This is a genomic window from Pseudomonas sp. NFACC46-3 (genome assembly GCF_900114515.1).
In the GTDB taxonomy this organism is placed as follows: domain Bacteria; phylum Pseudomonadota; class Gammaproteobacteria; order Pseudomonadales; family Pseudomonadaceae; genus Aquipseudomonas; species Aquipseudomonas fluorescens_Q.
On the sequence record NZ_FOTH01000064.1, the window covers coordinates 1 to 14,373 of the forward strand.

A 14,373-nucleotide genomic window follows, 5' to 3' on the forward strand; every position below is an offset into this window, starting at 1 on the left:
GGACGGATGGGTGCGACGTAAGCTTCGGTGTGCCATCTGGCGCCAATGGAAGCAGCCCTCGACGAGGGCGCGCAACTTAATGCGCTTGGGGCTTGGCGAAGCTCGTGCCTGCAAGTCAACGTCGAATGGCCGCGGCCCATGGTGGAACTCGGGGGCGTCGCATATGAATCAGGCGCTGCCGAAGAAACTGTGGAACCAACTCGGACTGGTCTCGATACTGGACACGATCAACGGCTTATCTGCATAACCTGAACCGCCGTATACGGAACCGTACGTACGGTGGTGTGAGAGGACGGCGGATGCAAATCCGCCTCCTACTCGATCCTCCGGGTCTCGTCCATAAGCCACTCACTTGTGGGAACGAGCTTGCTCGCGATAGCGGTGGGTCATCATGCCAGGATGTTAAATGTGCCGGCCTCTTCGCGAGCAAGCCCGCTCCCGCATGGAATGTTGGGTGTTAGTTGGTTTGGAGATAACACTTATTCGAAACCAATCTGTCGCGTTGTGGCATTTCTAACGGTTATCGAGCGTCCTATCTGGTGAACCGGCCTGTTCAGAACTAGATTTTCTTGAGCGCCGTCAGGCCCCGGCTTCATCCGGAAAAGAAGGAATTGGCTATGAACATGTTTCTACGCATGATGTTTTTGCTGAAGGTTTTGGTGATGCTGTCCCTGGGGTCTACCGCGGCATGGGCTGAATGTGATGAGCATGAGCAGCACGCGTCGAGTGGCTCGGTAGTTCAGGGTGAGTTGATGCTTGCCGCGACCGATGCGGACGCCGGTGATCCGGACGATGGTGAGGATGATGATGGTTCGCCCGTCGATCCGCCGGACGGTGATGAGGATGAAGAGGGTGAAGAGAGCGATAGCCAGACGTAGATCTCTGACCTGAAGAAAACCCCTCCAGCCCCAACTGAGACTCAGTTTGGGCTGGAGGGGTTTTTCATGCAGGGCGCATAATCCAAAGCGAAGACTTACCCCTGTGGCGAGGGAGCTTGCTCCCGCTGGACTGCGCAGCAGGCCCAAAAAAGAGGGTCCGCTTCGCGGCCCAGCGGGAGCAAGCTCCCTCGCCACAAGTGCTCTATTTGCCTTTTGCCTTTTGCCTTACGCCGCGCCGTCGAGGAACCGCTCGGCGTAGTGACACGCCACCAGGCGGTTATCGAGTGGCCGCAACGCCGGTTCTTCGGTCTTGCAGCGCTCGGTGGCGTACGGGCAGCGCTTGTGGAAGGCGCAGCCGGACGGTGGGTTGAGCGGGTTGGGCAGTTCGCCGACGATCTTGATCTTCGGCTTGTTCGGGTCCGGGTGGATGGTCGGGGTGGCCGACAGCAGCGCCTGGGTGTATGGGTGCAGCGGGCGGCTGTAGATGGACTCGTTGGGGCCCATTTCCACCGGACGACCGAGGTACATCACCATCACGTCGTCGGCCACGTGCTGTACCACCGCCAGGTTGTGGGAAATGAACACGTAGGCGGTGTTGAACTCCTGCTGCAAATCCATGAACAGGTTGAGCACCTGGGCCTGGATCGACACGTCCAACGCCGACGTCGGTTCGTCCGCCACCAGCACCTTGGGTTGCAGCATCATGGCGCGGGCCAGGGCGATGCGCTGGCGCTGGCCGCCGGAGAACATGTGCGGGTAGCGCTGGTAATGCTCAGGACGCAAGCCCACCTGCTTCATCATCGCCTGGACTTTTTCGCGCCGCTCAGTCGCTGACAGCTTGGTATTGATCAACAACGGCTCGGCCAGTTGATCACCGATCTTCTGCCGTGGGTTGAGCGAGGCGTAAGGGCTCTGGAATACCATCTGTACATCTTTGCGCAGTTGCTTGCGTTCGGCCTTGTTGGCGCCGGCGACTTCCTGGCCGGCGATTTTCAGGGAGCCGGCGGACGGTTCCTCGATCAGCGTCAGGGCCCGGGCCAGGGTGGATTTGCCGCAACCGGATTCACCCACCACGGCCAGGGTCTTGCCGGCCTCCAATTCGAACGACACGCCATTGAGGGCGCGAACGGTCGCATGGCCCTTGAACATGCCGCGGGACACTTCGTAATGACGGGTCAGGTCACGGGCGGTAAGTACGACGGCCATCACGCCACCTCCTGGTTCAACGGGTAGAAGCAGCGGGCGAGGCTGGCGGTTTTCGGGTCAAGGGCGGGGCGTTGTACGCGGCAGTTGTCCTGCACGTACGGGCAGCGCGGCGACAGCAGACAACCCTGCGGACGGTCGTAGCGACCGGGCACGATGCCCGGCAGCGTCGCCAGGCGCTCGGCGCCCATGCTGTGCTCCGGAATCGCCGCCAGCAGTGCTTCGCTGTACGGGTGGGCCGGAATGTCGAACAGCTCGGGCACCTTGCCCACTTCCACGGCCTGGCCGGCGTACATCACGCACACGCGCTGGGCGGTTTCGGCGACCACGGCCAGGTCATGGGTGATCAGCACCAGGCCCATGTCCTGTTCTTTTTGCAGGGCCAGCAGCAGGTCCATGATCTGCGCCTGGATGGTCACGTCCAGGGCAGTGGTCGGTTCGTCGGCGATCAACAGTTTCGGCTCGCCGGCAATCGCCATGGCAATCGCCACGCGCTGGCTCATGCCGCCGGACAGTTGGTGCGGGTAGGCGTCCATGCGGCTGGCAGCGCCGGGGATCTCGACTTTTTCCAGCAGTTCGATGGCGCGCTTGCGGGCGGCCTTGCCGGACATCTTCAGGTGCAGGCGCAGCACTTCTTCGATCTGGAAGCCCACGGTGTAGCTGGGGTTGAGCGCGGTCATCGGGTCCTGGAAGACCATCGCCAAGTCCTTGCCGACGATCTGCCGGCGCTGGCGGTTGCTCAGCTTGAGCATGTTCTTGCCGTCGAAGTTCAGCGCGTCGGCGGTGACGATGCCGGGGTGCTCGATCAGGCCCATCAGCGCCATCATGGTCACGGATTTACCCGAGCCCGATTCGCCGACGATGGCCAGCACTTCGCCTTTTTCCACGGTCAGGTCGAGGCCGTCGACCACCGGGACGGCGGTGGCGTCGCCGAAGCGAACGTTGAGATTCTTGATTTCTAGCAGTGACATGGGAATCTCCTCAGGCGGCATTCTTGAGTTTCGGGTCCAGCGCATCGCGCAAACCGTCGCCCATCAGGTTGATTGCCAGCACGCTGAGCAAAATGGTCAAGCCAGGCAGGCTCACCACCCACCAGGCGCGTTCGATGTAGTCGCGGGCCGAGGCCAGCATGGTGCCCCACTCAGGGGTCGGCGGCTGCACGCCCAGGCCGAGGAAACCCAGGGCGGCGGCGTCGAGGATCGCCGAGGAAAAGCTCAGGGTCGCCTGGACGATCAGCGGTGCCATGCAGTTGGGCAGCACGGTGATGAACATCAGGCGCGGCAGGCCGGCACCGGCCAGGCGGGCGGCGGTCACGTAGTCACGGTTCAGCTCACCCATCACCGCGGCGCGGGTCAGGCGCACGTAGGACGGCAGCGAGACGATGGCGATGGCGATCACGGTGTTGATCAGGCCAGGGCCGAGGATGGCGACAATCGCCACGGCCAGCAGCAGCGAAGGCAGGGCCAGCATGATGTCCATCAGGCGCATGATGGTCGGGCCGAGGATGCGCGGGAAGAACCCGGCGAACAGCCCCAGCAGGATGCCCGGGATCAGCGACATCACCACCGACGACAAGCCGATCAGCAGCGACAGGCGCGAACCCTGGATCAGCCGTGACAGCAAATCGCGGCCCAGTTCGTCGGTGCCCAGCAGGAACTGGATCTGCCCGCCTTCAAGCCAGGCCGGCGGCGTCAGCAGAAAGTCGCGGTACTGCTCGCTCGGGTCGTGAGGCGCGACCCACGGCGCGAAGAGCGCGCAGAACACGATCAGGATCATGAACAGCAACCCGGCCACGGCGCCCTTGTTGCGGGAAAACGCGTGCCAGAATTCTTTGTACGGGGATGGGTACAGCAGGCTTTGATCGACTGCTACCGCGGTAGTTGGAGTACTCATGGTTTTGATCTCAGCGCTGGTGACGGATGCGTGGGTTGGCAAAGCCGTAGAGGATGTCCACGACGAAGTTGACCAGAATCACCAGGCAGGCGATTAACAGGATGCCGTTCTGCACCACGGGATAGTCCCGGGCGCCGATGGCTTCGATCAGCCACTTGCCGATGCCCGGCCAGGAGAAGATCGTTTCGGTCAGGACCGCACCGGCCAGCAGCGTGCCGACCTGCAGGCCGACCACGGTCAGCACCGGGATCAGCGCATTGCGCAGGCCATGCACGAACACCACGCGCGACGGCGACAGGCCTTTGGCCTTGGCGGTGCGGATGTAGTCTTCGCGCAGCACTTCGAGCATCGAGGAGCGGGTCATGCGGGCGATCACCGCCAGCGGAATGGTGCCCAGCACGATGGCCGGCAGGATCAGGTGGTGCAGGGCATCGAGGAACGCGCCTGGCTCGTCGGCCAACAGCGTGTCGATCAGCATGAAGCCGGTTTTCGGCTCGATGTCGTAGAGCAGGTCGATCCGCCCGGACACCGGGGTCCAGCCCAGGGACACCGAGAAGAACATGATCAGGATCAGGCCCCACCAGAAGATTGGCATCGAGTAACCCGCCAGGGAGACGCCCATTACCCCATGGTCGAACAGGGATCCTCGCTTGAGTGCCGCGATCACCCCGGCCAGCAGGCCCAGGATACCGGCGAACAACAGGGCGGCCATGGACAGTTCCAGGGTCGCGGGAAACAGGGAGCTGAACTCGGTCCATACGCTTTCACGGGTACGCAGCGATTCGCCGAGATCGCCCTGGGCCAGTTTGCCGATGTAGTCCAGGTACTGGGCATACAGCGGTTTATTGAGGCCAAGGCGTTCCATTGCCTGAGCATGCATTTCGGGATCGACCCGACGTTCGCCCATCATCACTTCCACGGGGTCGCCGGGGATCATGCGAATCAACGCGAAGGTCAGCAAGGTGATGCCGAAGAACGTGGGGATCAACAATCCCAGTCGGCGGGCAATAAAACTAAACATCTTCAGGTGTACCTCATCAGCCGGTTAGGCGTGCCCGGCATCCCTCGATAAAGGATGCCGGGCGTTTTCTTATCTACTTCACCTGGGTGGTGGCGAAGTTGTTGGTGGTGAGCGGGCTAATCACATAACCCTCTACGTTGTTGCGCATTGCCGTGAACATGCGGGTGTGGGCCATGCTGATCCACGGTTGGTCCTGGTTGAAAATCACCTGGGCCTGTTCATAGAGCTTCGCGCGCTCCTCGGGGTTCACGGTGGCGCGGGCCTGGTCGATCAGCGCCTGGAATTTCTCGTTGCACCAGCGCGCGTAGTTTTCGCCGTTCTTGGCGGCCTCGCAACTGAGCATAGGCGTCAGGAAGTTATCCGGGTCGCCGTTGTCGCCCGCCCATCCGGCGGACACCATGTCGTGCTCGCCGTTTTTCGCGCGCTTGAGCATTTCGCCCCATTCCATCACGCGGATGTCGACCTTGATCCCGACCTTGGCCAGGTCGGCCTGCATCATCTGCGCGCCGAGCATCGGGTTGGGGTTGGTCGGGCCGCCGCCGTTGCGGGTGAACAGGGTGAACACGGTGCCTTCCGGCACGCCGGCTTCCTTGAGCAACTGGCGGGCTTTGTCCAGATCGCGGGTCGGATTCTTCAGATTGTGGTTGAAGCCCAGCAGTGTCGGTGGGTACGGGTTGACCGCCACGGTGGCGTTGCCCTTGCCGAACAGCGCGTTGACGTAGGCTTCCTTGTCGAAGGCCAGGTCGATGGCTTTGCGCACCCGCACGTCGCTCATGTATTTGTGGCTGGTGTTCAGGGCCGTGTAGGAAACGGTCATCGCGTCCAGCTCGGTGACCTTCAGGTTCGGGTCTTTCTTGATGCTGGGGATGTCGTCGGGCTTGGGGTACAGCGCGATCTGGCACTCGTTGGTCTTGAGTTTCTGCATGCGCACGTTGTTGTCGGTGGCGATGGCCAATACCAGCGCATCGGCTGGCGGCTTGCCACGGAAGTAGTCCGGGTTGGCCTTGAAGCGAACCTGGGCGTCCTTGTTGTAGCGCTGGAAGACGAACGGGCCGGTGCCGACTGGCTTGCTGTTGAGATCGCCGGCCTTGCCGGCCTTGAGCAACTGGTCGGCGTATTCGGCCGGGTAGATCGAGGAGAAGGCCATGGCGATGTCGGCCAGGAACGGCGCTTCGCGGCGGGTCAGGCTGAACTTGACCGTGTGTTCGTCGACTTTCTCCACGCTTTTGAGCAGTTCCTTGAAGCCCATGCTCTCAAAGTAAGGGAAGCCCACGCTCGACAGTTTGTGCCACGGGTGATTCGGGTCCAGCTGGCGCTGGAAGCTCCAGACCACATCGTCGGCGTTCATGTCGCGGGTCGGCTTGAAGTATTCGGTGGTGTGGAACTTGACGCCCTTGCGCAGGTGGAAGGTGTACGTCAGGCCATCGTCACTGATGTCCCAGGATTCGGCCAGGGCCGGAATCACTTCGGTGGTGCCGGGCTTGAAATCGGCCAGGCGATTGAAAATGGTTTCCGCCACGGCGTCGGCGGTGACTGCAGTCGTGTATTGGACCATGTCGAAGCCTTCCGGGCTGGCTTCTGTGCAAACCACCAGGGGTTTGGCCGTGGCGCCAACGGCGACGCTCAGCAATGCGGCGGCGATGGCGGCGCGTAGGGGGTTCATGTTCATCGTCAATCCTCTGCAATCGGGTCAATGGCAAAAGACCGGGCGGTCAACCTTGTGAGTCGACCGCCCGGTGGCAGTTTAGAGAATGTTGAACGGGATGGTGGTGACCAGACGGAACTCGTTGATGCTGCCGTCGAGCTGGTTGCGGCTGGAGCGGTGCTCAGTGTAGGTCGCACGAATCGCCGTGGCCTTCAAAGGACCGCTCTGTACCGCGTAGGAAGCGCCCACGCCGGTTTCGTAGTGATTCTCATCGTCCAGGCCGCGAACGTCATAGGCGGTACCCGTGTAATGGGTGCCGTCGATGCCCCAACCGCGAGCACGGTAAATGTTGAACTTCAGCCCCGGTACGCCGTATTCCGCCATGTTGATGCCGTAGGCGATCTGGAAGGATTTTTCGTTCGGGCCGTTGAAGTCAGACAGCAGGGAGTTGGCCAGGTAGATGCCGTTGGTCTCGTGCAGGTAGTCGAAGTATTCGTTACCGTTCACGGCCTGGTAGGAGAAGGTCAGGCTATGGGCCTGATGGGTCAGGCCCAGCGACAGGGAGAAGGTGTCGTTGTCGATCTCACCCATCTCTTTTTTGCCTTCGTCCACGGTCTTGTAATAGTTCAAGCCGGTGGTCAACGCTAACACTGAAGCGTCTCCCAGTTCGTGGGTGGCGCCGAAATAGTACTGGTTCCAGAAGTCTTCGACCTTAGAGGCGTACAGGCTGGTCTTCAGGCTCTCGAGCGGCTGATAGTTCAGGCCGACGACGCTGACCTTGTCGGTTTCGGCCTTGTTGTCGGTGTACTCGGAGCGGAATTTCGACAGGCTCTGTTCGGTACGCGGCGATACGCGATCAAACACGCCGGCATCGAACGACAGATTGCTGAACTCTTCGCTATGCAGGCTCACACCTTCGAAGCTTGAGGGCAGTGCGCGGTTGCCGATGACATCGACAATTGGCGTGCTGAAGTTTTGGCGTCCGGCGGTCAGGGTGGTGTTGGATACACGAGCCTTGATGTTGGCCAGGCCCAGTTTGCTCCACTGATCCACGGCATCACCGTTGTTCTCCGCCAGCGTACGGTTGCCGCCGTTGGCAATGTCTTTGCGGCTACGGTCCAGTACCACCGCGTTGTAAGCCGCGACTTCGGTGCTGAAACCTACGGTGCCCTGAGTGAACCCCGAGGTGTAGTTGACAATAGTGCCTTGCACCCAGTTGATGCGGCGATCGGTGGGGCGTGTCTCACCGTGCTTCTGATAGCTGAAGTTACCTCGCTTGAGGAGTTCATTGGCGTACCAGTTGCGCGTGGTGCCCCCCAGGCTTTGGCCATCGAGAAAACCCTTGGCTTCGGATTGGGCGCTGGTGCTTGCCAGTTCGGTCGGTACGAAAGCCTGGCTTTGTTGCTCTGCATACGCCGTCGCGGTAACGCTGCTGATGGCCAAGGCCAGTATCGCGGTGCTGCTCAATTTCATCCGTAACGCTCCTTTTCTTGCTTTTTTATGCCGGTCTTTTTGGGTGATCCGGCTATCGGTTTACAACTCATTCACAGCTTGCAAACGTTTGCTTGGCGCCTGATCGGCAAATTGCGGCAAGACGTCGGCACGGGGCTTCCAAAGGAAGCCCGCGCTGTGTGGCTAACGGTTATGGGTTCAGGCTGACGCCCGAAAAGACATTGCGACCGAAGGGGCTGACTTTGAACCCTTCGACTTTGGCACTCAGCGGCTGGTTGACCGTCGAATGGGCAACAGGGGTGATCGGCACTTGCTGCTTGAGCAACTGCTGGGCCTGTTTGTAGAGCACGGTGCGCTGGTCGCGGTCGGTGACGACCTTGGCCTGCTTGATCAGCTTGTCGTAATCCTGGTCGCACCACATGGAGTAGTTGTTGCCGCCAATGGCATCGCAGCTGTACAGCGTGCCCAGCCAGTTGTCCGGATCACCGTTGTCGCCGGTCCAACCGATCAGGCTGACGTCATGCTCGCCGTTCTTGGTGCGCTTGATGTACTCGCCCCATTCGTAGCTGACGATCTTCACCTTCAGGCCGATCTTGGCCCAGTCGGCCTGGAGCATCTCGGCCATCAACTTGGCGTTGGGGTTGTACGGGCGCTGCACGGGCATGGCCCAGAGGGTGATTTCGGTGCCTTCCTTGACCCCGGCGGCCTTGAGCAATTCCTTGGCTTTTTCCGGGTTGTAGGGAGCGTCCTTGATGGTGTCATCGTAGGACCATTGGGTCGGCGGCATAGCGTTCTGCGCCAGTTGCCCCGCGCCCTGGTACACGGCGTTGAGAATGCCTTGCTTGTTTACCGCCATGTCCAGTGCCTGGCGCACTTCGACCTGGTCGAACGGCTTGTGGCGGGTGTTATAGGCGATGTAGCCGAGGTTGAAACCGGGCTTCTCGATCAGTTGCAACTTGGGGTCGTTCTTCAAGGCTGGTACGTCGGCCGGACGCGGATGCAGGGTGACCTGGCATTCGTTGGCCTTGAGCTTCTGCACCCGCACCGAGGCGTCGGTGTTGATGGAGAAGATCAGGTTGTTCAGCTTGACCCGCTCCGGCGCCCAGTACTGCTGGTTGGCGACGTAGCGGATGTTGGAGTCTTTCTGGTAGCTCTTGAACTCGAACGGCCCGGTGCCGATCGGCTTCTGGTTGATGTCGCTCGGCTTGCCGTTCTTGAGCAGTTGGTCGGCGTATTCGGCCGAGAGGATCGCGGCAAAACTCATGGCGATGTTCTGGATGAACGCGGCGTCCACGCTGTTGAGGGTCATGACCACGGTCAACGGCCCGGTCGCTTCCACCTTGGCGATGTTCTTGTTCAGGCTCATGCCGTTGAAGTACGGGAACTCGGTGGGGTAGGCCTTGCGGAACGGATGCTGCGGATCGAGCATGCGGTTGAAGGTGAACAGGACGTCGTCGGCGTTGAACTCCCGGGTCGGCGTGAAGTAGTCGGTGGTGTGAAATTTCACCCCTTCGCGCAGGTGGAAGGTGTACTTCAAGCCGTCTTCGGAAATGTCCCAGCTGGTTGCCAGGCCGGGGACGACATTGGTCGCGCCTTTTTCAAACTCGGCCAGGCGGTTGTACAGCGGTTCGGCGGCATCGTTGTCGGTGGCCGTGGTGTATTGCGCGGTGTCGAAACCGGCAGGGCTGCCTTCGGAACAGAATACCAGGCTGCCGCCAGCGGCCTGGGCAGCGGATGTGGCGGCCAACAGGCCGGTGCCCAGCAATGCGGATAAAACCAAGGTATGGCGCATGACGCTCCCTCTCTCGTTCGGGGTGTTTTAACAGTGAACCGCTGTCCTTCCGGGGACCCGGAACACTGAGCTCATTCCATTGCGTCGCGATGTCGCAGGATCAGCAAGCCGTCCAGGCCCCGACGGTAGGAGTCGTGGGCCAGGCGGTAAATGCGTAATGCCTGAAAGACTTGTGGGAAAAGGCGATACGTCCTAAACCAACTGCTGTGGTATGCAGTGCTTTTGGATGTAGGCGATTTCCTGAGTCTTGGCTTAAAGCAACGGCATGCCGTGGGAGCGAGTCCTGCTCGCGATGGCGTTGTGGGTACATTGCCATCGCGCTTGCAAAAGGGGCTGCTACGCAGCCCAGCGGGAGCAAGCTCCCTCGCCACGGGTCACCTTATTTGCTGACGCTGACGCCGTAGAAGGAGTTCAAGCCAAATGGGCTGATCTTGAAGTCCTGCACGTTGGCGCGCATGGGTTGATACACCGTCGAGTGAGCGATAGGTGTCATGGGCACGGCATCCTTGAGGACGTGTTGTGCCTGTTTGTACAGTTCGGTGCGCTTGGCCTGGTCGGTGGTGCGCTTGGCTTCCTTGACCAGACCGTCGAATTTCTTGTCGCACCATTTGGAGAAGTTGTTGCCGGCCAGCGAGTCGCAGCCGAACAGCACGTTGAGCCAGTTGTCCGGGTCACCGTTGTCACCGCTCCAGCCGATGATCATCGCCTGGTTCTCGCCGCCCTTGGAGCGCTTGATGTACTCGCCCCATTCGTAGCTGACGATGTTGACGTTCAGGCCGATTTTCTTCCAGTCGGACTGCAGCATCTCGGCCATCAGCTTGGCGTTCGGGTTGTACGGACGCTGGACCGGCATCGCCCACAGGGTGATGTTGGTGCCTTCCTTGACGCCGGCCTCCTTGAGCAGCTCCTTGGCTTTCTCAGGGTCGTACTTGGCGTCCTTGATGGTGGTGTCGTAGGACCATTGGGTCGGCGGCATGGCGTTGACCGCCAGCTGGCCGGCGCCCTGGTAGACGGAGTCAATGATCTGTGACTTGTTGACCGCCATGTCCAGCGCCTGGCGGACTTTCAGGTTGGCCAGCACGTTCGGCTCGTTGCTGCCCTTGATCTTGTCCATCACGTTATAGGCGATGTAGCCCAGGTTGAAGCCAGCCTGGTCAGGCATCTTCAGTGCCTTGTCTTCCTTCAGCGCCTTGAGGTCGGCCGGACGTGGGAAGAGGGTGATCTGACACTCGTTCTTCTTCAGCTTCTGCATGCGCACCGACGGGTCGGTGGTGATGGCGAAGATCAGGTTGTCGATCTTCACGTCGTCAGGCTTCCAGTAGTCCTTGTTCCCGGTGTAGCGGATGTTGGAGTCTTTCTGGTAGCTCTTGAACACGAACGGGCCAGTGCCGACCGGCTTCTGGTTGATGTCGGGGGCCTTGCCTTCCTTGAGCAACTGGGCGGCGTATTCGGCGGACTGGATCGAGGCGAAGCTCATGGCCATGTTCTGGATGAACGCGGCGTCGACATCCTTGAGGGTGAACTTGACGGTGTGGTCGTCGACTTTATCGATCTGGGTGATGTTGGTGTCCATCCCCATGTCGGTGAAGTACGGGAATTCGGTCGGGTACGCCTTACGGAACGGATCGTCCTTGTTGATCATGCGATTGAAGGTGAACAGCACGTCGTCGGCGTTGAATTCGCGGGTCGGCTTGAAGTACGGGGTGGTGTGGAACTTGACGCCTTCACGCAGGTGGAAGGTGTAGGTCAGGCCGTCGTCGGAAATATCCCACTTGGTCGCCAGGCCAGGAATCACAGCGGTGCCGCCGCGTTCGAACTGGGTCAGGCGGTTGAACATGGTCTCTGCGGAGGCGTCGAAGTCGGTTCCGGTGGTGTACTGACCCGGGTCAAAACCGGCCGGGCTCCCTTCGGAGCAGAACACCAGGTTAGTCGCGGCTTGGGCGAAAGGTGCGCTGGCTAATAAGCTCGCGCCGACTAAAAACGGAATGACCGCTTGTTTAAGCATGTTGGCCTCATGATTTGTTGTCATTTTTGGATTTGAGGGCGACCTCGTGAGTCGTCCTGCGGATACTTATGCAGGCCCCATACCCAATGCAAGATCCAGAGCGGTTGCAAGTCTGAAACAGTGGCACGAACGTACCTTAATGTCGCATTCGTGTAACTTCTGACGCAGTTGACCGTTTGCGGGTGTTTTTTTGGCGCCAAAATCGCCCTTTGTCGGTGCGTCGCGCAGCCGCGGCGCACCGGTTTGGCTCGGGTGTTACTTCGTCAAACCCACGCCGTAGAAGGGTGTCAGGCCGAATGGGCTGAGTTTGAAATCCACCACTTTCCTGTTTACTGGCTGGAAGACCGTGGAGTTAGCGATGGGCGTGATCGGCACCTGTTGCTTGAGGATTTTCTGCGCTTGCCGGTATAAATCGATCCGTTGCTGGCGGTCGGTCGAGACTTTGGCCTGCTGGATCAGTTGGTCATACGCCGGGTCGCACCACTTGGCGTAGTTACTGCCCTTGACCGCCGCGCAGCTGTACAGCACACCCAGCCAGTTGTCCGGGTCGCCGTTGTCGCCGGTCCAGCCGTAAATCATTGCGTCATGTTCGCCATTTTTTGCGCGCTTGATGTATTCGCCCCATTCATAGCTGACGATGTTGGCTTTGATGCCAATCTTGGCCCAGTCCTGCTGGATCATCTGCGCAGACATTCGCGCATTGGGGTTGGAGGCGCGCTGCACCGTCATCGCCCATAAATCGATGGTTGTACCGGGCGCAACTCCGGACTCCTTGAGTAGCGCCTTGGCCTTGGTCACGTCATGGGGCGCGTCCTTGATATTGGGATCGAACGACCATTGGGCCGGTGGCAAGGCGTTTTTCGCCAGTTGCCCGGCACTTTGGTAAACGGCCTTGATGATCGCCGGCTTGTCGATGGCCATGTCCAGCGCCTGGCGGACCTTGAGCTGATCCAGGGGCGGGTGCGTGACGTTGTAGGCCAGGAAACCCAGGTTGAACCCCGGTTGCTTGAGCACTTGCAGGTTCGGGTCTTGCTCCATCACTTCGATGTCGGCCGGGCGCGGGTAACCACTGACCTGGCATTCGCCGCGCTTGAGCTTTTGCAGGCGCACGGCGGCGTCCGGGGTGATGGAAAAAATCAGGTTGTCGAGTTTCACGTCCTCGGGTTTCCAGTACGCCGTGTTGCCGGCGTAGCGGATCTGCGAGTCCTTCTGGTAGCGCTTGAACACGAACGGCCCGGTGCCGATGGGTTTCTGGTTGAGGTCGCCGGCCTTGCCTTCCTTCAACAACTGCGCCGCGTATTCGGCGGACTGCACGGAGGCAAAACTCATCGCCAGGTTCTGCACGAAGGCCGCGTCGACATTGTTCAGGTTGAAGCGCACGGTGTGCTCGTCGATTTTCTCGACGCTTTTGATCGTGGTGTTCAGGCCCATGTCGGTGAAGTACGGCGACTCGGTGGGGTAGGCCTGGCGGAACGGGTGCTGTGGGTCGAGCAGGCGCTGGAAGGTGAACAGCACGTCGTCGGCGTCGAAGTCGCGGCTGGGGGTGAAGTAGTCGGTGGTGTGGAATTTTACGCCTTCGCGCAGGTGGAAGGTGTAGACCAGGCCGTCGGGCGACACGTCCCAACTGGTGGCCAACCCGGGTTCGACTTCGGTGCCGCCGCGCTTGAATTGGGTGAGACGGTTGAAGACGGTTTCGGCCGAGGCGTCGAAGTCGGTGCCGCTGGTGTATTGGCTGGGGTCGAACCCGGCGGGGCTGGCTTCGGAGCAGTAGACCAGGGTGGTGGCTGCTTGGGCGATTGAGGGGCTGCTGATCAGGGCTAGGGTGAGCAGGAGGGGCTTGAAGGTGGTTCTGTCCATGAAATCCCTTGGGGGTGGTGAGGTTTTCAGGAGAGTAGCGTTGCGGGTGGGGGTGTTGGAAATATCGAAAAGTGAGGGGGGCTGTTGGGTTCGGGTATAGCGCTTTTGGACGAGGCGGCCTGACAGCCGGCCTGGATTTTGTTGACCGGGTACATATCCATTCCTGCGGTAACGGCTACTTAGGGTTCCGCCCTGACGGCGGGTCACTTTCGAAAATCCGGAAGCCGGCCCAGGCGAAAGTAACCAAAGCGCTTTAGCCCCACCACTCGGTGCCTCGCCTAGGCTCGGCATGCCCTCACTCCGGCATTGCTCCGTGGGCCCGCTGCGAAGGGCCATCCATGGCCCAGCGCAGCTATCCCGGCATCCATGCCGGGATGCCCACTCCACAATGCCTGCGTTCGGCCAGCGTGGTTAACGGGGCGCCGAGATCAACGTCCACCGCGAGGCGGCCTGATAGCCGGCCTGGTTCCCACGGTCGTACTCCGATCCAATTTGTGGGAGCGGTCTCGCCCGCGAAGGCGGCTTGAAAGCCCAAGTGTGAAATCTGAGCATTTCATACCTAAGGAAAATATTTTGACTTTTCAAGGTGGTCGAATTTGTCGCTGTCCACATTCCATAAAACGTGGA

General features: G+C 60.4%; 10 protein-coding genes and 1 pseudogene. 2 read left to right on the top strand and 9 right to left on the bottom strand.

Annotated elements, in window-relative coordinates:
• Positions 1–247: pseudogene (locus BM300_RS31500) on the top strand (group II intron reverse transcriptase/maturase); the annotation flags it as partial.
• A gap of 370 nt (positions 248–617) precedes the next feature.
• Positions 618–878 carry a hypothetical protein gene (locus BM300_RS29280; RefSeq protein WP_063322960.1) on the top strand — a complete coding sequence of 87 codons (261 nt, stop codon included), beginning with the start codon at positions 618–620 and terminating at the stop codon, positions 876–878.
• Positions 879–1,103: 225 nt separating this feature from the next.
• Here the strand turns inward: BM300_RS29280 and BM300_RS29285 are convergent, their stop codons facing one another.
• From BM300_RS29285 to BM300_RS29325, 9 genes are all read right to left on the bottom strand, one after another.
• A complete protein-coding gene (locus BM300_RS29285) occupies positions 1,104–2,084 on the bottom strand; it encodes a peptide ABC transporter ATP-binding protein (protein ID WP_092224268.1) in 981 nt (326 codons plus the stop codon).
• Positions 2,084–3,052, bottom strand: a complete 969-nt coding sequence (locus tag BM300_RS29290) for an ABC transporter ATP-binding protein (RefSeq protein WP_092146076.1) — start codon at positions 3,050–3,052, stop codon at positions 2,084–2,086. The genes BM300_RS29285 and BM300_RS29290 overlap by 1 nt, the downstream gene beginning before the upstream one ends.
• A 10-nt stretch (positions 3,053–3,062) precedes the next feature.
• Positions 3,063–3,974: an ABC transporter permease subunit gene (locus BM300_RS29295; protein ID WP_063322948.1), complete on the bottom strand. Its 912-nt coding sequence runs from the start codon at positions 3,972–3,974 to the stop codon at positions 3,063–3,065.
• 10 nt (positions 3,975–3,984) lie between these two features.
• Positions 3,985–4,995: an ABC transporter permease subunit gene (locus tag BM300_RS29300; protein ID WP_063322947.1), complete on the bottom strand. Its 1,011-nt coding sequence runs from the start codon at positions 4,993–4,995 to the stop codon at positions 3,985–3,987.
• 73 nt (positions 4,996–5,068) lie between these two features.
• The gene (locus tag BM300_RS29305) at positions 5,069–6,664 is read right to left on the bottom strand and encodes an ABC transporter substrate-binding protein (protein WP_092464673.1); all 1,596 of its coding nucleotides are present in this window, start codon (positions 6,662–6,664) and stop codon (positions 5,069–5,071) included.
• A gap of 75 nt (positions 6,665–6,739) precedes the next feature.
• Positions 6,740–8,113, bottom strand: a complete 1,374-nt coding sequence (locus BM300_RS29310; RefSeq protein WP_092146072.1) for an OprD family porin — start codon at positions 8,111–8,113, stop codon at positions 6,740–6,742.
• 169 nt (positions 8,114–8,282) lie between these two features.
• Positions 8,283–9,884 (bottom strand): ABC transporter substrate-binding protein, encoded by a 1,602-nt coding sequence (locus tag BM300_RS29315; RefSeq protein WP_092348319.1) that lies wholly within the window; start codon positions 9,882–9,884, stop codon positions 8,283–8,285.
• Positions 9,885–10,263: 379 nt separating this feature from the next.
• Positions 10,264–11,889, bottom strand: coding sequence for an ABC transporter substrate-binding protein (locus BM300_RS29320; protein ID WP_092464675.1), 1,626 nt, complete (start codon positions 11,887–11,889; stop codon positions 10,264–10,266).
• A gap of 255 nt (positions 11,890–12,144) precedes the next feature.
• Positions 12,145–13,746: an ABC transporter substrate-binding protein gene (locus BM300_RS29325; protein ID WP_092464677.1), complete on the bottom strand. Its 1,602-nt coding sequence runs from the start codon at positions 13,744–13,746 to the stop codon at positions 12,145–12,147.
• Positions 13,747–14,373: the final 627 nt, after the last annotated feature.

Bases quoted from the DNA above. Each gene is read 5' to 3' on its own strand.
- BM300_RS29280 (WP_063322960.1), top strand. From the start codon at position 618: ATGAACATGTTTCTACGCATGATGTTTTTGCTGAAGGTTTTGGTGATG.
- BM300_RS29285 (WP_092224268.1), bottom strand. From the start codon at position 2,084: ATGGCCGTCGTACTTACCGCCCGTGACCTGACCCGTCATTACGAAGTG.
- BM300_RS29290 (WP_092146076.1), bottom strand. From the start codon at position 3,052: ATGTCACTGCTAGAAATCAAGAATCTCAACGTTCGCTTCGGCGACGCC.
- BM300_RS29295 (WP_063322948.1), bottom strand. From the start codon at position 3,974: ATGAGTACTCCAACTACCGCGGTAGCAGTCGATCAAAGCCTGCTGTAC.
- BM300_RS29300 (WP_063322947.1), bottom strand. From the start codon at position 4,995: ATGTTTAGTTTTATTGCCCGCCGACTGGGATTGTTGATCCCCACGTTC.
- BM300_RS29305 (WP_092464673.1), bottom strand. From the start codon at position 6,664: ATGAACATGAACCCCCTACGCGCCGCCATCGCCGCCGCATTGCTGAGC.
- BM300_RS29310 (WP_092146072.1), bottom strand. From the start codon at position 8,113: ATGAAATTGAGCAGCACCGCGATACTGGCCTTGGCCATCAGCAGCGTT.
- BM300_RS29315 (WP_092348319.1), bottom strand. From the start codon at position 9,884: ATGCGCCATACCTTGGTTTTATCCGCATTGCTGGGCACCGGCCTGTTG.
- BM300_RS29320 (WP_092464675.1), bottom strand. From the start codon at position 11,889: ATGCTTAAACAAGCGGTCATTCCGTTTTTAGTCGGCGCGAGCTTATTA.
- BM300_RS29325 (WP_092464677.1), bottom strand. From the start codon at position 13,746: ATGGACAGAACCACCTTCAAGCCCCTCCTGCTCACCCTAGCCCTGATC.